We start from the raw sequence: 20,876 nt of genomic DNA on the forward strand, positions 1-20,876 counted from the left end.
AGGTGTTTTGAATAGAATGTTCTTTTTATTTATCTTTCTCAAAGAAGTGTAAAAAGGCAAATTAGTACCTCTTTGTTCAATCCTCTAATCCAAAATTCCCTGATACTGCTCCAGCGTCTCAGGATTCTTCAATGCGTCGCGATTGAAAACCTGCTGACCATGGATGATCTTTTTAACAGCTACCTCCACTTTTTTTCCGTTCAGTGTGTAAGGCACTCCGGTTACCTCTTTAATCACAGCAGGCACATGGCGCGGGCTGCAGCCCTTGCGGATGCTGGCTTTTATTTTTTGTATTAATTCTTCAGTCAGCTCATTGCCGGAATTCAGTTGAACGAAAAGCACCACGCGTTCATCGCCATGGTGTTGTTGCCCAACGATGACGGAGTCGGCAATTTCCTGCATATTTTCGACGATGGCGTAAATTTCGGCAGTGCCAATACGAACACCACCGGGATTGAGTGTAGCGTCGGAGCGGCCGTACATGGTGATGCCGCCATGATCGCTGATGGAGATGTAATCGCCGTGATGCCAAATGTTTTCGTAAACTTCAAAATAGGCTTTGTGATATTTCTCGTTGTCGGGATCATTCCAGAAATAAACGGGCATTGAAGGAAAAGCTGTTTTGCAAACCAGCTCCCCTTTCTGGTTGCGCACGGGTCGTCCGTTTTCGTCGAAGCAATCGATGTCCATTCCAAGGCCTGCGCATTGTATCTCGCCGCGATGCACAGGAAGAACCGGATTTCCCAGCATAAAACAGGATACGATGTCGGTGCCGCCCGCTATCGACGAGAGCTGCACATCTTTTTTCCAGCTTTCATACACATATTCAAAACTCTCGTCGGTGAGGGGAGAGCCGGTGCTGGTGATGAGCTTTAGCTTTGGAAATTCCGATATCTCTTTAGGAATTACGTCGGCTTCCTGCAGCGAAGCGATGTACTTGGCGCTGGTGCCGAAAATGGTAATGTCCAGCTCTTCGGCCATCCGCAGAAGTGCATCGGGAGCCGGATAAAACGGATTGCCATCAAAAAGCACCAGCGTGGAACCCACCGCCAGGCTGCTCACCACCCAGTTCCACATCATCCAGCCGCAGGTGGTATAGTAAAATATGGTGTCGTTTTCTTTCAGATCACAATGCAGACGCAGCTCCTTGAGGTGCTGGAGTAGCGTGCCACCTGCCGAATGAACGATGCTTTTTGGCAGCCCGGTAGTTCCCGACGAATACATGATGTACAAAGGATGATCGAATGGCAGTTGCTCAAAGTTGAGATCAAGGTTGCGTCGGCCAAAGCTTTCCCATGCAACCGCATCTTTAATTTTTGAAATATCACGCTTATGCGAATAATCTACCAGCACCACCTTTTTCACCGACGGAAGGTGCTCAAGAATCCCCTGCAATTTCTCCTGTGAATCGAACTGACGGCCGTTGTAGAAATATCCATCCGCAGCAATAATTACCGTAGGCTCAATTTGCGAAAAGCGATCGAGCACGCCCTTTATACCAAAATCGGGTGATGACGACGACCAGATAGCACCGATAGAAGCGGCAGCCAGCATAGCGATCACCGTTTCGGGCAGGTTGGGCATAAAGGCAGCGACACGGTCGCCGGATTTTACGCCAGCCGCCCGCAAACCATCGGCTATGCGGCAAACTTCGGCGTAAAGCTCATCGCGCGAAATGCGCCGCTCTTCGCCCTGCTCGCCTCTGAAAATGATGGCAGTTTGCCCTCCTCGGTGCTGCAACAAATTTCCAGCAAAGTTGAGACGAGCGCCTTCAAACCAACGTGTACCCGGCATCTTGTGTGCATCGTCCACTACTTGTGTTGCCTTTCGGGAATGAATGATTTTAGTGTAATCCCAAAATTCGCCCCAAAACTTATCCGGATGCGTCACGCTCCAATGGTGAAGCGTTGCATAATCGGCTTTGGTCAGATCATATTTCTCAGCAATCAACTGCAGGAACTCCCACATCTGCGATTGTTTCATTTTTTCAGGATCGGGTTGCCAAAGTATTTTGTCCATGTTGTTGAGGGTTTTGTTGGTTTATGATTTGAATTTGTCCTCATCCCAATTTTTTGGATTGTGCATGATGTAATTTTTTATTCGGCGGTATTCCTCATCCGATCGAATAATATGGTCGTGATAATTGATTTGCCACAGTCGGTTTTGTTTATTGAATTTTTTGATAGGTAAATTGTGGTCATCAATGTAATGGTCAATTTGGGTGGTTGAAGCCGATTTGAAGCCGGCCATAAATGATGAAATAGATTTGGGTCGGCGGTGTAATTTTAATTCTTCGGAACGCAGAGACGCACGGCCGGGCGTCTGTACATTCCCACCGTGCGTCTGTACATGCCGAATCCCAATTAGGGGAAATTATTGATCAGTCCGGCCGTGCGTTTGTACATCCCCAAATCCATCCCCAAATCAAATCGTTTTGAATCCAATTTGTTTGTGCATTCCGTCGCAGAAAGGTTTGTTTTTGGAATGGCCGCAGCGGCACAGGTATGTAGGATCTGCTATACGCAGCTCGTTGCCTTTGGCGTCGGTGAGCGTAAAATCCCCTTTGATGATGATCGGGCCGTTGTCGAGAACGGTGCATTCGGTTTTTTTTGTAGGTTTTTCCATTGTTTAATTTTTTAAAAATGAGTGATTGAAATGATTAAAGATTTTTTAGCCAGTTACAGATCAGGATGGTACCATCGATCATGTTGGTGCATTATTTTTTGAGAAACGTTTCAGTGATCCCTTTTGTTCCGTTGAGTTTTTTGGACATTACAAAAAAGAGGTATGAGAATAATTTAAAGCCCCAGGTGCCGCGAGATGACCAGTCGTTGAATCTCTGAAGTTCCTTCGCCTATCTGCAGTAGGCGTTGGTCGCGGTAGATGCGCTCGATGGGATAGTCTTTCATCAGGCCATAGCCGCCATGAATCTGTACGGCTTCGTCGGCCACTTCGCGAGCTATCTCGGAGCAGTAAAGCTTTGCCATGGCGGCTTCCTTTCCAAAGGGTAGCTCGTTGTCTTTGAGCCAGCAGGCGCGGTACAGAAACCAGCGTGCATGTTCTATTTTGGTGGCCATGTCGGCAAGCTTAAAAGCGTTGATTTGAAATTTGGCGATGGGTTTGCCGAACTGCCTGCGTTCCTGTGCGTATTTCATTGCCAGTTCAAAGGCGCCTTGTGCTGCGCCAAGACCCATAGCGGCTATCGACAGGCGGCCGTTGTCGAGGGTGGAGAGCATTATTTTGGAACCTTCGCCTACTTGTCCCAGCAGGTTTTCTTTTGGGATGCGGCATTCATCGAAATAAAGCTCGGAGGTGTCGGAAGCGCGCCACATCATTTTGCCGTGCATGGTAACACGTTTAAATCCGGGCGTATTTTTCTCGACGATGAAGGTGGTGTATTCCTTATGTCCGTCGTCGTGGGTTTTGGTGACGGTTTGCACGGCAGAGCCGATAGAGATTTCGGCTGAGCCGTTGGTAATAAATATCTTGGAGCCGTTGATGATCCAGTGGTCGCCGTCGGGCACTGCCGTGGTTTTGGTGCCGCGCGAGTCGGAACCGGCGTCGGGTTCGGTGAGGCCAAAGCCCCATAAAGCTTCGCCGGTACAGAGGCGGGGCAGGTATTTTTGTTTTTGTTCTTCGGTGCCGTAGTAATAAATCGGACCGATGCCCAAGCTGTTGTGGGCGGCCAGTGTGGCGGCCTGGCTGCCATCCACGCGGGCTATCTCTTCCACAGCGATGATGTAGGCGAGGGTGTCCATATTTTGGCCGCCGTATTTCTCGGGCAGATACATACCAAACAATCCCAGCTCGCCCATCTTACGGGTAAGCTCTGGAGAAAATTCTGCATCCTCGTCGAGCTGCTGCGCCACTGGTGCTATCTCGCGTTCGGCAAAGTCACGCACTGCCTGGCGAATCATCTTTTGGTCGTCGGATAGTTCAAAGTTCATATTATTTTGTGTTAGGTTTTTAAATCAAATTCAATCTCATAACAACTCATTGTTCGTTTCTGTTGTCGGCCAAGCCAATGTCGCACTGCGCGGCAGGGATTGGAGCGGCATCCCGCCGCAAGGCGGATATAGCGGAAAGCCCGTATGGCCGCCCAAAAATGTCATTTGTTAATCGTTATTCGTTAATGATTAATTGCGATCCGCCGGCTGGCGGAGAAGCAATCTGTTTATTTCTTCGCGTTGTTTCTTTGTCCCTCAATTTATTCTTCCTGCGCCTGAAGCATGAGCACCGGTTTGCTGCCATCGACCATGCGGCCGGCTTTTACATTTATCTTTTCTACGATGCCGTCGCGTGGCGCAAGTATGTTGTTTTCCATTTTCATGGCTTCTACGATGAGCAGTACGCTGCCTTTGGTGACTGTGTCGCCGGGGCTGACGTTTACTTTGACGACTTTGCCGGGCATGGGCGAAAAGATGAGGCCGTCGGCGCCGCCGTCGGGGCTGTCGATGCCGGTGTAGAAGTCTTCGCAGATGAGCAGGTCGTCGCGGTGGATGATGAAGATGTGGCCGTTGACGGAGACGTAAGCGTTGCCCATGTCGTCGTGGGAAATGTCGGCGCGGAAGATACCTACATCAGCTTTGATAGTGATTTTGTTTTGGCTTAAGTGTGAAATTCCGACGGAATAACTGCTCTCGTCGATGATGACCTGCGAAAGGCCGGCCTTGTCGGGATAGACGATGACTTCGTAGGTCTGGCCGTCGAGTTTGAGGCTGAAAGCGAGCACGTCGCGCCAGTAGCCGATGCGTTGCCAGATGGTGGATTTCTCTTTGCAGAACTGGCAGTTGAGATAATACAACACGTAAGCAGCCAGTGGCGCGTGGTAGAGGATGTTGCTGCGTTTGCCTTCGGATTTGCGTACCAGCTCGTCGAGGTGCTCGTCGCAGAATTTGGTGCTGATGGTGTTGTTGACGTAGTTTTGCTCTTGCAGCAACTCGATGAGAAAACGGATGTTGGTTTTGATGCCCTGAATGATATAGTCTTTGAGCACGTCGATCATTTTGGTACGCGCCCGTTCGCGGTCGTATTCCCACACTATAACTTTGGAGATCATGGGGTCGTAAAAGCTGTGGATGGTGGCGGCCTTGTTGGTGCAGGCGTCGATGCGCACGCGGTGGTTTTCGGGCTCGCGGTAAAAGATCATCTTGCCGGGCGACGGCAGGAAGTTGTTGGCGGGGTCTTCGGCATAGACGCGGCATTCGATGGCATGGCCGTTCTGGCGGACGTCGGCCTGCGTGAAGCTGAGCGGGTTTCCGGCAGCTACCAATATCTGTTCTCTTACCAGGTCGATGCCGGTAACCATCTCGGTTACGGGATGTTCCACCTGGATGCGGGTGTTCATCTCAAGGAAATAAAAATTAAGCTCTTTGTCGACGAGGAATTCAATAGTGCCGGCATTGCTGTAGTTGATAGCCCGTGTGATATTAACGGCAGCCTCGCCCATCTTTTGGCGCACTTCGGGCGTGAGGGTGGGGGAGGGCGACTCTTCGATGATCTTTTGGTAACGCCGCTGGATAGAGCATTCGCGCTCGAAAAGATGTACCGCGTTGCCGTGCTCGTCGCCCATCACCTGAATCTCGATGTGACGTGGCTCTTCCACATATTTTTCGATGAACACGGTTCCATCGCCAAAATAGGTTTTGGCTTCGCGCTGAGTGGTCTCGATGGCGTCGGGAAGTTCTTTCAGGTCGCGGACTATGCGCATGCCTTTGCCGCCGCCGCCGGCAGCAGCTTTTACCAGAATAGGCAAGGTAATTTTTGAAGCTTCGGCAATGAGCGTTTCAGTATCACCGGTGACGCCTTGCGTGGTGGGAACGTTTAGTTTTTTTACAAATTCTCGTGATTCTATTTTGTTGCCCATGAGCTTGATGGCGCGCGTGTCTGGGCCGATAAATGTGATGCCGCTTTTTTCGCAGGCTTCTGCCAACACCGGATTTTCGCTCAGAAAGCCATAGCCGGGATGGATGGCGTCGGCACCGGTTTCGCGGGCGATGGCAATGATTTTATCGACATTTAAATAAGTATCGGCCAGTTCCTGCTCGCCGAGGCAATAGGCTTCGTCGGCAAAAGTTACGTGCCAGGAGTCGCGATCCACCTCAGCATAAACGGCAACGGTGTGTATGCCCAGTGCCTTGGCAGCACGCATCACGCGGATGGCTATTTCGCCGCGGTTGGCGATGAGGATTTTGTTGAACAATTTATTCATAATGTATTAGTTTTCAATTTCCAATGGAATAATGTAGAGACGCACGGCCGTGCGTCTGTTCCGTTTTGAATATTATGCATTGCGTTGTATGGCCGTGCGTCTGTACGTTCCGTTTTGAATATTTATGCATTGTGTTTTATGGCCGTGCGTCTTTACTTTCCTCAGGGTATCCATTTGGGTTTTCGTTTATTCAAAAACGCAGCCATTCCTTCCTGCCCTTCGTCGGAGGCGCGGATTTCGGCAATCATCTTAGCGGTGTAGGTGATGGCTTCCTGCAGGGTGAGTTTGTTAGCTATTTGATCGATCAGGTTTTTGCAATGGGTCATGGCTTTGGGGCCGCTGGTGCGTAGGAGCGAAATAACTTCCTGGAGGTGACTTTCAAGTTGATCGGCTGGCAGGGATTTATTGACGAGCCGGTGGTGCTCGGCCTCGGCACCTTTAAAGCGTTTGCCGGTGAGCATCAGTTCTCTGGAACCATATTCGCCCACACGCTTGGTGACGTAAGGCGAGATGCAGGCGGGCACAATGCCTATCTTCACTTCGCTGAGCGAAAATGTGGTGTCGTTATCCGCGTAAGCAAAATCGCAGGCTGCCAGCAGTCCGTTGGCGCCACCAATGGCTGCTCCATGCACCACAGCAATGGTGGGCTTGGCGCAGGTGTAAATAGCGTAAAAACATTTGGAGAGGTTGAGGCTCTCGGCGTAGTTTTGCTCGAAAGTATAACCTGCCACGCCGCCCATCCAATGCAGGTCGGCACCGGCGCAGAAGGATTTGCCGCGTCCGCGCAGCAGCACAATGCGCACTTCAGGCATTGTGTTGACTTTGGTAAAAATATCAAGCACTTCGCTAATCATCACTTCGTTGAAGGCGTTGTGGATTTCGGGACGGTTGAGCCAAACAGTGCCTACATCGCCGGCTATCTCAAACTGGATGGTTTTGTATTCTTGCATGTTATCCGTTAATCGTTATCTGTTAATTGGTAATCGTTATCTGTTAATTGTTTTTCGTAATTCGTCAATCGTCGATATTTGCGAAAAGTAGAGCATCTTTGATTTTGTTGGTTCAATCTCATTTTCTCAATACATTTATTTTTCCGGCATCGAGCAGACGGCCTTCGGCGGAAAGCTTGTAAAGATAAATGCCCGCAGGGAATTTTGAAACGTCCAATCGAAGCGGCGCATCTTTATAAACAAATTGCTCTTGCAATCTCCCGTCAATGGTCAGAATCTGAATTTGAAATTCGGAAATTCCGGTTGTTTTTTCAATTTGAAAATTGACAATATCGTTTGCCGGATTGGGGAAAACTTTGGCGCGGTTGGGTTGTATGAATGGCTTATCTTCTATGTTTGTCCAGATCAGCCACTGGTCAAAGAGCACCTGCAGTGAGTCTATGGGTTCGACGCCATAAGGTGTTGAAGGTACAAGCAGGTCGCACCACCACTCGCCCGGCAGTGCATCGGCTTTTGCTACCCGGACAAATGCTGACAGCGACGAAGTGCCCTGGTTGAGGCAGCGTGTGTCGGCGCCCGGCACGTTCGCACCTTGCAAGGCCGACATCAGCTTTTCGGCAAGTGAACCTTCCGCTCTGAGAAAGCGCACTTCCATCGAATCGAGGATTTGCTGACCGAGCAGGATGTTGCCTTGGATGGAGTAGTTGGGACCAGTGATATGGTTTTTGTAATTATCACAGTTGACGCCAGTAAAAGCTGCACTGCGCGGATGCCCGTCTTCATCCATATCGACGATGCCATACTGCCGTAATTTCGGCTTGTTTTCATCGTCGTTGGCAACCAGCCAGTCGATAATCTCCTGTGGCGACATGCCCTCCATCATCCGGTTGTGGGCGTTTTGTTGGTTGGTGGGGCGCCACCACGCCTGGGTGTGAATGCCGCCTCGACCCACGATGATGTCGTTGATGATGAGCACGCCGGTTGGGATCGCACTCTCGTCGAGGCAGGAAGCACCGGCGCCACCAATTTCGCCGGTTATTGTATCTACGGCGATGATGGAAAAGGTGTCCTGCGAGAATGTGGCGATCGTGATCAGCGCAAATAATAATGTGATAATTTTATTCATAAAAATGATTTTTGTGGGAACGTAGAGACGCACGGCCGTGCATCTGTACATTCCCGATTATTTAAATTATGAGTCGCACGGTTGTGTGTTGTTCTTTATTTGTTATCCGTTAATCGTTATCCGTTATTTGTTAATCGTTATCTGTTATCCGTTAATCGTTAATTGTTATCCGTTAACTGTTCGCTACGAACCAACAACAATTAACTATGAACAATTAACTTTTTTACCGCTACATTCTGAATATTCCAAATTTAGTTTCATCATATTTTTTATTGAGTGAGGCAGCGATGCCCATTGCCAATATTTTGCGGGTATCGATAGGATCGATGATGCCATCGTCCCAGATGCGGGCGGTGGAGTAGCAGGCAGAGCCTTCTTCCTCGTATTTCTTCAGGATTTCCTGACGCATGGTCTCGCGCAAGGTGTCGTCGAGTTTTTGGCCTTTTGCGGCAAGCGAATCTTCTTTTACCTGAATCAGCACGCCGGCAGCCTGCTCGCCGCCCATCACCGATATTTTGGCGTTGGGCCACATCAGCAGCAGGCGTGGATCGTAGGCACGACCTGCCATGGCGTAGTTGCCGGCGCCAAAAGAGCCGCCAAAAACAACGGTAAATTTTGGTACCCCGGCTCTGGCGGTAGCATGCACAAACTTGGCTCCGTCGCGGGCGATGCCGCCGCGCTCGTATTCTTTACCAACGATAAAACCGGTGATATTTTGCAGATAAAGAATGGGCACTTTCCTGAAGGCGCAAAGCTCGATAAAATGGGCGCCTTTGAGCGACGACTCGCTGAAAAGTACGCCATTGTTGGCGATGATGCCCACCGGAAATCCCATGATGTTGGCAAATCCTGTTACCAGGGTGGCGGCATAACGCGCTTTAAATTCGTGAAAACGGCTGCCGTCCACCATGCGTGCAATAATTTCCCTGGAATCGACGGGCTTGCGCAAATCGACAGGCGCTATGCCGTATAGTTCTTCGGGATTATAATAGGGCGCTTCTATTTGGGAAAGCTCCAGGATTTGTTTTTCCTTTTTAGGAAAAGTCTGAAAGATATTTCTACAAATCTGAATGGCATGGCGGTCGTTTTCGGCCATATGGTCGGCCACGCCGGAGATGGCAGTATGCACGTCGGCGCCGCCTAGTTCCTCAGCGGAGACCTCTTCACCAGTGGCGGCTTTCACCAGTGGCGGGCCGCCGATAAATATGGTTCCTTGTTTTTTTACAATGATGGTTTCGTCGCTCATTGCGGGTACGTATGCGCCGCCGGCAGTGCACGATCCCATCACGATGGCGATTTGTGGGATTCCTAATGCCGAGAGCTGCGACTGGTTGTAGAAAAACCGTCCGAAGTCGAACCTGTCGGCAAATACGCGTGCCTGCTCCGGCAGAAAGACCCCGCCGGAATCGACCATGTAAACGCAGGGCAGATGGTTTTCGATGGCGATTTGCTGCGCACGCAAATGTTTCTTGATGGTTTCGGCCACGTAGGTTCCGCCTTTTACCGTAGCATCGTTGGCTACGATAATGCTCTCGCGACCGTGGATCACGCCGATGCCGGTGACGATGCCTGCCGATGGAAATCCATCATCGTGCATGCCCCAGGCTGCCAGCGACGATAGCTCCAGAAACGGCGTGTTGCTGTCGATGAGCAGGTTGATGCGCTCGCGTGCCAGCAGCTTGCCACGCTCTTTGTGCCGCTCTACCGATGCAGCCGGCCCGCCTTTGCGCACCTGCCGCAGCCGTTCACGGTATTGGTCCAGGATTTCCAGATATTTGCTTTTGTTGGCAGTAAATTCTGCGGAAGCGACGTCGATTTTGCTTTCTATTCTGTACAAGGCACTGAGTTTTTGCGGTGGATAATTGCGGATGTCGTCTAAAAATGTACGGGTAAAAATAGAAAGATTGCCTGACCCCTGTATCTGATGGGTTTTATTTTAACATAAATTAGGTGTAGTCCCCACGTTATTTTAAAACAAATTAATCCCGCTATCAGTGGTTTTTGCGGTATTTTTGCAGATATTCTTAATTCATAAAAAAAACTGAACGCATTATGCTTAACGAAAAAGATATCCGACAGATCGAAGAGAAAGGTATTAACCGCCAACGGATTGATCAGCAAATTAAAAATTTTAGAAACGGATTTCCATCAGCCCGGCTTACGGCTGCCGCTACTCCCGACAATGGAATCCGCGTTTTTGATGCGCACGATGTTGAGCATTTGGCCAGCTATTGGGATCAGCACAGCAGCGAGCGTCGGTTGCTAAAGTTTGTTCCTGCTTCGGGAGCGGCCACACGTATGTTTAAGCATCTTTTCGAATTTGCTGAAAGCTACAGCGGCAGCGATGAAGATATTGCAAAACTGCAAAATCAGAAAGGAACCGACAGCACATGGCATTTCCTGCAAAACATCCACAAGTATGCTTTTGCCCGCGACCTCGAGGAGGCGCTTAGCAAGGATGGTTTCGATCTCGATGCACTTTTAAAACAAAAGAAATATGATGTGGTGGTGCAGTATCTGCTGGATGATAAGGGTTTGGGCTATGCCAATTTGCCGAAAGGCTTGCTAAAATTTCATCAATACGAAGAGGCCTCGCGCCGTGCTCTCGAAGAGCATCTGGTGGAGGGCGCCCATTATGTAGCGGATGCCGATGGTATGGTGCAGCTTCATTTTACCGTTTCACCGGAGCACCGCGAGCGCTTTGAGCAGGCCGTGGCGCAGACCGTTCCGGAATATGAAAAACGCTATGGCGTAAAGTATCAGGTCACCTTTTCCGAACAAAAACCTTCTACCGACACCATCGCGGTTGATATGGAAAACCAGCCTTTCCGCGATGCTGATGGTAAGCTCGTGTTTCGTCCGGGTGGTCACGGCGCACTCATCGAAAACCTCAACGATTTGAATGGCGACATCATCTTTATCAAAAATATCGACAACATTGTGCCCGATCGTCTGAAGGAAGCCACGCATCTTTACAAAAAAGCTATTGGTGGACTGTTGCTGAAGCTCAAAGCGCAGGCGGACGAATATCTGCGGAAGCTCGAAAAAGGCGATGTTTCTAAAAAACAGATCGATGAAATAGTAGCTTTCGCTAAAAATGAGCTGATGCTGCAACTGCCTGATGATTTTTATAGATTAAGTGGTGAAGAAAAATGCGATAAACTTTTCGGGCTGCTCAACCGCCCCATGCGTATCGCCGGAATGGTGAAAAATGAAGGAGAGCCTGGTGGTGGTCCTTTCTGGCTCCGCAACGAAAAGGGAGATGTTTCGCTGCAAATTGTGGAATCTTCCCAAATCGATACAAGCGATCCGCAGCAAAAGGAATTCGTCGGCAAAGCGACCCATTTCAATCCAGTGGATCTGGTGTGCAGTGTGCGCGATTATCGTGGCAAAAATTTCGATCTGCATCACTACATCGATGCTTCCACAGGCTTTATCTCTAAAAAATCAAAAGATGGAAAAGACCTCAAGGCGCAAGAACTGCCGGGGCTGTGGAACGGTGCCATGGCCGATTGGATCACTCTTTTTGTAGAGGTGCCCATCGAAACTTTTAATCCGGTGAAAACCGTCAACGACTTGCTGCGGCCACAGCATTTGAACGAGTAGCTTTTAAAAAATAGTGCGCGTTGTGGCGTCATTTGCCGCAATGCTTTATCTTTGCACATGCAAACACTTAAAAATTGACAAATGATAACTGAAGATAGCCAATTTGTTCTTGACAGCGCCCTCGAAGGTATGCGCAACGCCATAACGCACCTCGAGCACGAGTTTCATAAGATAAGAACCGGCAAGGCTTCACCGGCCATGCTCGAAGATGTTAAGATTGATTATTATGGTGTGATGACGCCGCTTAGCCAGGCTGCCAACATCAATACTCCCGATGCCCGTCAGATTGTGGTGCAACCTTTCGACCGGAATATGTTGCCGGTGATGGAAAAAGCCATCATGGCTGCCAACCTCGGCTTCAACCCCCGCAACGATGGTGAAGTGCTGCGCATTCAGGTGCCGCCGCTCACCGAAGAACGTCGTCGCAATCTGGTAAAACAGGCGAAGGCCGAAGCCGAAAATTCCAAAGTTGCCATCCGCAGCGTCCGGCGTACCGCCAACGACGAAGCCAAGGATCTCAAGAAAAATGGTACGCCCGAAGACGAGATAAAACGCCTGGAAGAGGAGATACAGAAACTCACCGATAAATACATCAAAGAGATCGACGAACTGAGCGACCTGAAAGAAAAAGATATGATGGAGGTGTAGGACGAAATCTCAAATTTCAAACGTCAATTTTCAAATAAATCTCAAAGTTGAAGTCATAATTACCAAAAACTTCTACGAGCATTTGAGTGTTGTCTATTGATCATTTAACCGCTAACATTTTTGATAAATAAGAATCACTGGTTTTCGCCAAAAAGAAGTGATCGTAAGTTTAGGATCATTAATTAACCTTTTGGTTAAATTTGTTGGTTAAAAGTTTTTTAAAAATTTCAATAGATGGGCAACACCACTTCCGATACCGAACAGATCATCCTTCAGGCTGCGCGGCAGGAGTTTATCAGCAAAGGTTATGATGGCGCCCGTATGCAGGCAATTGCTACGGAGGCTGGGATCAACAAGGCGTTGGTGCATTACTATTTTCGCAGTAAGCAAAAGTTGTTCGATGCGGTATTTTTGGAGGTTTTCGCCAAAATCCTCCCACAGGTCGATCACCTCACGGATGGTACCGTCGACATCTTCACAGGTTTGCACAGCTTTATCTCCGGATACATTGATGTGATCATTCAAAACCCGCACATTCCCGGATTTATTCTTCACGAACTAAATCGTAACCAGGACGGAATTGCCCGCTTGTTTGCGCCTAAGATGTTGCAGCTTCAGCTTTTTGTGGCGCGTCTTGAGCAGGAGATGCAACTGGGAAACATCAAAACGATGGATGCAAATCATCTTTTTGCTAATATTCTCGGGCTGTGTATTTTCCCTTTTATAGCTCGTCCTATTCTGCAACTCATGCTCATGAACGATGACACCGCACGCTGGCAGCAATTTGTGGCAGAGCGCAAAGAAGAAGTCTATCAATTCATTTATAATTCGATACAACCATGATAATGAAATGTAAAGCATGGGTGCTGATGGTTCTGATGTTGCTGGCTACAGATCTGGTAGCTCAGCAGTTGCCGGACACGTTGCGTCTTGAGGAAGCACGAAGGCTTGCAGTGCAGGCTTATCCGCTGATTCGTCAGCAGGCACTGCACCAAGAGATAGCACAACTGCAGATCGAAAATCTCAACAAAAATTACCTTCCGCAGTTTGCTGCTAACGCCCGCGCCAGCTATCAGAGCGATGTTACTAAAGTGCCGATCGAAATGCCTGGAATGACCATCCCGTCTCCCGACAAAGATATGTACGACTTTTACCTTTCGCTCGATCAAATCGTCTGGGACGGTGGTGTAACGCGCCAGCAAAAGCTCTTGCAGCAAATCGACCTTGAAATTTCTCAGCAGCAACTGGAGGTAGAACTTTATAAAATAAAGGAACTGGTGAACGGCCTTTATTTCAAAATTTTGCTTTTGCAGCAAAGCCGGCAGCTTCTGGTTGCTAATCAACAGGCGGTTGCCGAAAAACTTGTCGAGATCAATTCGGGTGTTGCGCACGGCATGGTGCTCGCCACCAACGCCGATGTGATGCAGGCGCAGATTCTACAGATCGATCAAAATATCTCCGGAATGGATGCCGACCTGCGCGCCAATCACAACATGCTGGGGGAACTGCTCCAAATGCCGCTCGACCAGAATACGGTGCTGCTCTTGCCCGACCCGTCCATTTATACTTTATCATTTCAAAACCAGCGCCCGGAATATCTGTTGCTGGGCATGCAACAAAACAAATTGCAGCAATCGAGACAACTGACTTCATCGGCATACATGCCCAAATTGTCGGCAACCGCAAGAGCCGGATACGGCAAGCCCGGCCTCAACATGCTCAGCAATGAGTTTGATACGTATTATTTGCTTGGGGTAGGATTGCGCTGGGACATCATCAACTGGAACAAGAAGAGCAACCAACTGCAATTGCTCGAACTCAACAGCGAAATTATCCAAACGCAAAAGGAGGCTTTTGATCGCAACACACGCGTGAAGATGATTGATGACGTTGCGCAGATCGTGAAATATAGCAGCCTGATCGAAAAAGACGAAGAGATCATTACTTTGCGCCAACGCATCACAAGGGCGGCGGCATCACAACTCGACAACGGCAGCATTACTTCTTCGGCCTACCTCGACGAGTTAAACCGCGAAACGCGCGCTGCCATGGAGCTGGAGCTTCACCGCATACAACTTTCGATGGCCAGGGTGAATTATCTGAAAACAATTGGGGCTTTATAGTTTTTGACTTTTAAAAATGAAAATTATGACCAAGCATATTTTGAAAGTATTGTTTGCTTTCGCAATGACTTTTTCGATCGCTGCCTGCAACGATCGCGATAATCTGTCGGATGCCTATGGTAACTTTGAAGCTACCGAAGTTACCATTGCAGCGCAGGCTTCGGGCGAGATAATCCAATTCGACCTGGAGGAAGGCGACCGGCTTGTGGCGGGGCAAAAACTGGGATTTATTGATACCGTCGCGCTTAATTTGCGACACAGTCAGCTTGCGGCGCAGCGACAGGCTATTTCCGATCGAATCCCCAACTTCGACGCGCAGGTGGCGGTTTATCTACAGCAAAAAGAAAACATGAAACGCGACCTCGGACGTATCCAAAAAATGTATGAAGAAGGTGCTGCCACGCAAAAGCAGCTCGACGACCTCACCGGACAGATGGAGGTAATCGACCGACAGGTGCTGGTGGTGAAAAGTCAGAAACAAGCCGTGTATAGTGAGATGAAATCACTGGAGCAACAGATTTTGCTGGTGGATGAGTCGATACAAAAATCGTTGATCATCAATCCGGTGGAAGGTACCGTGCTTACCAAATATTCCAACGCCCGCGAGATGGCTGTGCCGGGGAAGGCGCTTTACAAAATCGCTGACCTCGATCCGATGAAGCTCAAAGTGTATATCAGTGGCGACCAGTTGCCCAACGTACACCTGAACGATAGTGTGGAAGTGTGGATAGACCGCACGGCTACCGAAAACCGTCGCCTGATCGGACGCGTAAGTTACATCAGCGACAATGCCGAGTTTACCCCTAAGATTATACAAACCAAGCAGGAGCGCGTAAACCTGGTTTATGCTGTCACCATCCTGGTGTCCAACGACGGCAGCCTGAAAATTGGCATGCCCGCCGAAGTAAATTTTGTGAAACACCAGGAGCCATGATTCCGGTTGAGGTTATCAATATCAGCAGGGCTTATGGCAAAGTGCAGGCTTTGCAGGAAATTAACCTGCAGGTGCAGTCGGGTGAGATTTTCGGATTGATCGGTCCTGACGGTGCGGGTAAGACCACGCTGTTTCGCATTCTCGTAACGCTGCTGCTTGCCGATAGCGGAAAAGTAAGTGTGTTGGGATATGATGTGGTGAAAGATTACAAAGCTATCCGACGGAAAGTTGGGTACATGCCCGGGCGCTTTTCGCTTTACCCCGATTTGACTGTGGAAGAAAACCTCACCTTTTTTGCAACCATTTTTAAAACTACCCTGCACGAAAATTATGATTTGATCAAAGATATTTATCAGCAGATAGAGCCTTTTAAAGATAGGCCTGCCGGCAAGCTTTCGGGTGGTATGAAACAAAAGCTGGCGCTAAGCTGTGCGCTGATACACCGGCCGGAGGTGCTTTTTCTGGACGAACCCACCACGGGTGTGGATGCCGTTTCGCGCATGGAGTTTTGGGACATGCTACAGCGCATCAGCAGCCAGGGAATCACCATCCTCGTTTCGACGCCATACATGGACGAGGCGCAGCGGTGCCACCGCGTGGCGCTGATTCAGCAAGGTATGATCATGCAAACCGATACGCCTGACGCCATCATCCGGCAGTTTCCGCACCGGCTTTTTGCCGTCAGCGCTCGCGACACCTACCGGCTCATCGGCGACCTGACACATTACAACCGAACCCGTACCGTTTTCCCGTTTGGCCAGGCATTGCATCTTACGCCTGCCGATGATCGATTGCAAACCGGTGAGATCATGGAATTTTTAAAAAGTAAAAATCATAACGATATTAGCGTAAGCGAAATAAAACCCAACATCGAAGATTGCTTTATGGATTTGATGCAGCAAAGGCAAAGCAAGTAAATGGTTTGGGAATCGGGAATAGGATGTATGTATCTTTTGAATAATAATTAATAAAAAAATGGACATGGCCTCCACATCAGACACCGAAAATATCATCAGCGTAAGCGGATTGTGGAAAAAGTTCGGGTCGTTTGCTGCCGTCAAAGATTTAAATTTTACGGTGCGGCGGGGTGAGATTTTCGGCTTTCTGGGTGCCAATGGTGCTGGAAAAACTACGGCCATTAAAATCTTGTGCGGATTGTGGAGACCCACTGCCGGGGAGGTAAAGGTGGCCGGTTACGACATTTACACCCAAAGCAATCTCATCAAAGAAAACATCGGCTACATGAGCCAGAAGTTTTCGTTGTACGAAGACTTGACTCCGGTGGAGAATATTCGTTTTTATGGCGGTGTGTATGGACTTTCGCGGGCGGATATTCGCAGTCGCACGCAGGACGCATTGCTTACGCTGGAATTGGAAGCTGTGAAAGACAAGCCCGTAAAATCGTTGCCACCCGGCTGGAAACAGAAGCTGGCATTCAGCGTTGCTATGCTGCACCGGCCGTCCATCATATTTCTCGACGAGCCTACCGGTGGTGTCGATCCGGTAACACGCCGTCAGTTTTGGCACATGATTTATCAGGCGGCTGATCAGGGCGTCACCATATTTATTACGACCCATTACATGGACGAAGCCGAATATTGCCACCGCATCTCCATCATGGTTGACGGGCGTATAGAAGCACTCGACACACCACAAAACCTCAAAACAAAATATGCCGCCGCTGATATGAACGAAGTGTTTCTGAAGCTGGCGCGGAAGTGATGGCGCAAGGCGCGGGGTGAAGAGCGCCGAGCGCAAGACTTTGTTTAAACGGGAGCGGGCTTTGACAAACTGGCTTCGACGAACTGGCTTCGACTACGCTCAGCCACCACAGCCATTAAAGCTGAGGAATCGCGACCTGAAGACTGCGAATTTTCTGAACCAGGGAAACATTACTTTTGCAGTGATTCTTATCAAAACAAAAAAACATGTTATTAAAAAAAATGAAATTGGGAATGTTGCTGCTATTGATGGCAACGTTGATGGCCGCATGCAGCAACGACAAAAACAAGGAAGTGGTTTGTACCACTGAGTTTAGGATAATTGGCGTAAAGGTTATCGGTGGTGAGCTCGACGATTTTTATACGCTACGTGCCACCACTGCCGACACCATCCGTTTTACGGCAGAAGGGCAGTACCCGTTCAACAACTGGTACCCGATTCTCAACGACAATTTTCAACCGATACTGGAGGGCAAGCGTGAAGATTTCGTTTTTGTAGGAATAAAGAATACCGCGGAAGTCGTCCGGGAGCAATTTTCAATTGGCGCCGATGTGTGCCATATTATCAAATACAGCGGTCCGGCGGAGGTGAGTTATTAGGTTTTTTGTTTTTTCTTTTTCGCTGCCGGAAACAACACATTGTTTAGAATGAGGCGGTAGCCCGGTGAGTTGGGATACAGGTTGAGGTCGGTTGGTGGATCGCCCACCAGGTGGCGGTAATCTTCGGGGTCGTGGCCACCATAAAACGTAAAGGTGCCAAAGCCGTATTCGCCATGAATATAACGCGCTTCGCCGGCAGCCTTGTGTTCGCCCAGAATCAACACGTTTGGCTTTACATATTTGATATTAAAGGCTGTTGTTTGTCCCATAAAACCTTTGATAACCTGCATGTGGTTTTGGCAAAGCATGGTGGGCACAGGATCCCACTTGGCTGAGAAGTCGAAAAGTGTAAAAAAATCATTTTGCTCGTTGATGCTTCGTGGGCGGGTGTCGGTGACGTCGATGGATGAAATTTCGTATTCGTAAGGGTTGGTCACAAGCTGGAAATCGCGGAAAGCGAAACAGTTGTCATAATTGAGGCGTTGCTGTGCGTCAGGGTCGGGTGGGTCGCCGTCGAACATTACATCCACAATATCTACCCCATCAGCTGCCAGTGCAACATCGAAGCTGTCGGGAGCCGAACACATCGAAAACAGATAGCCACCACCCGAAACGAAATCGCGGATTGTTTTGGCTACAGCCAATTTGAGTTGCGACACTTTATCAAATCCCAGCATGCGGGCATTTTCTTCATTAATACGGACATCTTCCTGATACCACGCTGCTGTGCGGAATGCGCGCCAGAATTTTCCGTATTGCCCCGTAAAGTCTTCGTGGTGCAGATGGAGCCAGTCGTACATAGGCAGAACGCCGTTCATAATTTCATGGTCGTAAACTACGTCGTAAGGTATTTCGGCGTAGGTGAGTGCCAGCGTTACGGCATCGTCCCAGGGCATTCGGTTTTTGGGCGAGTAAACAGCTATGTGTGGCGCCTTGTGCAGCTTCACCTCATCCATATTCACTTCGGCACGACTTATCTCCAGCGAAATCTGCTGCGACTGCACATCGGCCAGCACCTCATAGCTTACGCCGCGTATCACCATCTCATTTTCTATTTGTTGATGATGTTGACACATAAAGCTGCCTCCACGATAATTGAGCAGCCAGCTCACTTCCACCTCGCGCTCCAAAACCCAATAGGCTACACCGTATGCCTTTAGGTGATTTTTCTGTGTATTGTCCATCGGGATGAGCAGATAGGCGGCCTGACTGGTGAGTATCGTTAACAAAAAAAGAAGGGTGATCAAATATTTTTTCATGATGCGCTATAATTGATTGTCAGCATTAATAATGAAAAATGCCGGCTGTTATTGTGGAGGGGCTATCAGAACGGTATGCCGTTGGGACCTTCTTCCGGTTGGCTAAAGTCGTCATTGTTGCTCCCGCGCATGTCGGTAAAATCGTCGTTATCATTCAGTTTACTTTGGAAGGTCATCACACCATCCTCGAAAGCATTATTGGGAGCCATGGCTTCGTCGCCCGAATAGCTAAACTTGGCATTGCTATCGGCAAATTTTGCATATTGAGCTTCGAAGCGTAGTTTAATGTCGGCAAGTGCTCCGTTGCGGTGCTTGGCGATGATAAGCTCGGCCATGCCTGCCGAAGAAGATCCATCCTCCATCTCATCTATTTTATAATATTCGGGTCGGTAAATAAACAGAACCATGTCGGCATCCTGCTCTATGGCGCCCGATTCGCGAAGGTCGGAAAGAATAGGTTTTTTAAGGCCACCGCGCGTTTCCACCGAGCGATTGAGCTGCGAGAGCGCCACAATGGGTATGTTGAGCTCTTTGGCCAGGCTTTTAAGGCTTCGTGAAATGTTGCTGATTTCCTGCTCTCGGTTGCCTTTGTCGTTGCCGCCCTGCATGAGTTGTATGTAATCGATTATTATAAGTTGTATGTCGTACTGTTGTTTCATACGCCGTGCTTTGGCACGCAGTTCAAAGATAGTGAGTGCCGGTGTGTCATCGATGTAAAGCTTGGCACCAATCAGCTGTTTAAGGCGCGCATGTAATTGTGCCCATTCGTGTTGGCGCAGCTCACCTTTTCTAAGTTTATCGGCTGAGAGTTCTGTCTCGCTGGCGATCAGTCGTGTTACCAGTTGTACGGCAGCCATCTCCAGAGAGAAAACGACCACGGGGCGTTTGTAATCCACCGCCATGTTGCGCGCCATAGACAGTACAAAAGCCGTTTTGCCCATGCCTGGACGGGCAGCAATCACCACCAGATCCGACTTTTGCCAACCACCGGTAAGGTCGTCGAGCTTCGAAAAACCGCTCGGCACACCACTGAAGGTGCCTTGATTCTTACTGGCTTTTTCAATATTATCGATGGCTTCTTTCACCAATGTAGGCATGTCAGAGTGATCGCGGCGCAGGTTGTTTTCGCTCACCGAGAATAGTTTCTGCTCGGCTTTGTCGAGTAAATCGAAAACGTCGGCAGAGTCCTCGAAGGCTTCGGTAGTGATCTCTGCAGAGATTTCGATGAGGCGCCGCTGGATAAACTTTTGCAGAATGATGCGGGCATGGTATTCGATGTTGGCCGCTGAGGCTACCCGGCGCGTAAGCTGCGCGATGTAATAAGCGCCACCGGCAAGTTCCAGATCGCCGCTGCTTTTGAGCTGATTGGTGACGGTGAGCATGTCAACAGGCTGCTGCCGTGCAAAAAGCTCGACGATAGCTCCGTAAATCTTACGATGTGCTTCGGTGTAAAACATCTCCGGCTTCAGAAAATCCACCGTTTCCGAAAGCGCTTTCTGATCGATGAGCAATGCGCCCAGCACCGCTTCCTCCAGGTCGAGTGCCTGGGGTGGGATTTTACCATATTCGAAATAATTCTGTGTGTGGGTGCGCTGCACTTTTCTGCGGTTCTCAGTGTCAGTCACCTGCGTCTTGTTTTGAAATGTTTTTTCCTGTTCTGCCATGGTGCAAAATTACCCCATTCTATCAGCTTTGGAA

The 20,876-nt window shown here is 49.1% G+C and carries 16 protein-coding genes and 1 pseudogene; 8 read left to right on the forward strand and 9 right to left on the reverse strand.

What is annotated here, in order from left to right:
* Positions 1-84: 84 nt before the first annotated feature.
* The 7 genes from VFC92_02650 to VFC92_02680 all read right to left on the reverse strand — a co-directional run bounded on the left by VFC92_02650 (position 85) and on the right by VFC92_02680 (position 10,124).
* Complete coding sequence (locus tag VFC92_02650) at positions 85-2,019, reverse strand: acetoacetate--CoA ligase (protein ID HZK07077.1); 1,935 nt, start codon at positions 2,017-2,019, stop codon at positions 85-87.
* Positions 2,020-2,424: 405 nt separating this feature from the next.
* Positions 2,425-2,625, reverse strand: a complete 201-nt coding sequence (locus VFC92_02655; protein ID HZK07078.1) for a CDGSH iron-sulfur domain-containing protein — start codon at positions 2,623-2,625, stop codon at positions 2,425-2,427.
* 173 nt (positions 2,626-2,798) lie between these two features.
* Positions 2,799-3,947 (reverse strand): acyl-CoA dehydrogenase family protein, encoded by a 1,149-nt coding sequence (locus tag VFC92_02660; protein ID HZK07079.1) that lies wholly within the window; start codon positions 3,945-3,947, stop codon positions 2,799-2,801.
* 260 nt (positions 3,948-4,207) lie between these two features.
* Positions 4,208-6,211: an acetyl-CoA carboxylase biotin carboxylase subunit gene (locus VFC92_02665; protein HZK07080.1), complete on the reverse strand. Its 2,004-nt coding sequence runs from the start codon at positions 6,209-6,211 to the stop codon at positions 4,208-4,210.
* A gap of 161 nt (positions 6,212-6,372) precedes the next feature.
* Positions 6,373-7,161 (reverse strand): enoyl-CoA hydratase-related protein, encoded by a 789-nt coding sequence (locus VFC92_02670; GenBank protein ID HZK07081.1) that lies wholly within the window; start codon positions 7,159-7,161, stop codon positions 6,373-6,375.
* A gap of 118 nt (positions 7,162-7,279) precedes the next feature.
* Positions 7,280-8,287, reverse strand: a complete 1,008-nt coding sequence (locus tag VFC92_02675) for a DUF1028 domain-containing protein (GenBank protein ID HZK07082.1) — start codon at positions 8,285-8,287, stop codon at positions 7,280-7,282.
* 229 nt (positions 8,288-8,516) lie between these two features.
* Entirely contained in the window at positions 8,517-10,124 is a 1,608-nt protein-coding gene (locus tag VFC92_02680; protein ID HZK07083.1) for a carboxyl transferase domain-containing protein, read from the reverse strand.
* A gap of 215 nt (positions 10,125-10,339) precedes the next feature.
* Between VFC92_02680 and VFC92_02685 the strand changes: the two genes are divergently transcribed.
* The 8 genes and pseudogenes from VFC92_02685 to VFC92_02720 all read left to right on the forward strand — a co-directional run bounded on the left by VFC92_02685 (position 10,340) and on the right by VFC92_02720 (position 17,919).
* The gene (locus VFC92_02685; GenBank protein HZK07084.1) at positions 10,340-11,893 is read left to right on the forward strand and encodes a DUF4301 family protein; all 1,554 of its coding nucleotides are present in this window, start codon (positions 10,340-10,342) and stop codon (positions 11,891-11,893) included.
* A gap of 81 nt (positions 11,894-11,974) precedes the next feature.
* Positions 11,975-12,541: a ribosome recycling factor gene (gene frr / locus VFC92_02690; protein ID HZK07085.1), complete on the forward strand. Its 567-nt coding sequence runs from the start codon at positions 11,975-11,977 to the stop codon at positions 12,539-12,541.
* A gap of 234 nt (positions 12,542-12,775) precedes the next feature.
* The gene (locus VFC92_02695) at positions 12,776-13,384 is read left to right on the forward strand and encodes a TetR/AcrR family transcriptional regulator (protein HZK07086.1); all 609 of its coding nucleotides are present in this window, start codon (positions 12,776-12,778) and stop codon (positions 13,382-13,384) included.
* Between the two features lie 2 nt (positions 13,385-13,386).
* The gene (locus VFC92_02700; GenBank protein HZK07087.1) at positions 13,387-14,664 is read left to right on the forward strand and encodes a TolC family protein; all 1,278 of its coding nucleotides are present in this window, start codon (positions 13,387-13,389) and stop codon (positions 14,662-14,664) included.
* A gap of 25 nt (positions 14,665-14,689) precedes the next feature.
* Positions 14,690-15,598 carry an efflux RND transporter periplasmic adaptor subunit gene (locus VFC92_02705; protein ID HZK07088.1) on the forward strand — a complete coding sequence of 303 codons (909 nt, stop codon included), beginning with the start codon at positions 14,690-14,692 and terminating at the stop codon, positions 15,596-15,598.
* Positions 15,595-16,515: an ABC transporter ATP-binding protein gene (locus VFC92_02710; GenBank protein ID HZK07089.1), complete on the forward strand. Its 921-nt coding sequence runs from the start codon at positions 15,595-15,597 to the stop codon at positions 16,513-16,515. The genes VFC92_02705 and VFC92_02710 overlap by 4 nt, the downstream gene beginning before the upstream one ends.
* A gap of 91 nt (positions 16,516-16,606) precedes the next feature.
* Positions 16,607-17,320, forward strand: a pseudogene (locus tag VFC92_02715) (ABC transporter ATP-binding protein).
* Between the two features lie 206 nt (positions 17,321-17,526).
* Positions 17,527-17,919 (forward strand): hypothetical protein, encoded by a 393-nt coding sequence (locus VFC92_02720; protein ID HZK07090.1) that lies wholly within the window; start codon positions 17,527-17,529, stop codon positions 17,917-17,919.
* Here the strand turns inward: VFC92_02720 and VFC92_02725 are convergent.
* Both VFC92_02725 and dnaB read right to left on the reverse strand, forming a co-directional pair.
* A complete protein-coding gene (locus tag VFC92_02725) occupies positions 17,916-19,178 on the reverse strand; it encodes an asparagine synthetase B (GenBank protein HZK07091.1) in 1,263 nt (420 codons plus the stop codon). The genes VFC92_02720 and VFC92_02725 overlap by 4 nt on opposite strands.
* A 65-nt stretch (positions 19,179-19,243) precedes the next feature.
* Complete coding sequence (dnaB, locus tag VFC92_02730) at positions 19,244-20,803, reverse strand: replicative DNA helicase (GenBank protein HZK07092.1); 1,560 nt, start codon at positions 20,801-20,803, stop codon at positions 19,244-19,246.
* Between the last annotated feature and the right edge of the window lie 73 nt (positions 20,804-20,876).

The sequence above is a fragment of the Bacteroidales bacterium genome, from assembly GCA_035647615.1.
Lineage (GTDB): Bacteria > Bacteroidota > Bacteroidia > Bacteroidales > 4484-276 > SABY01.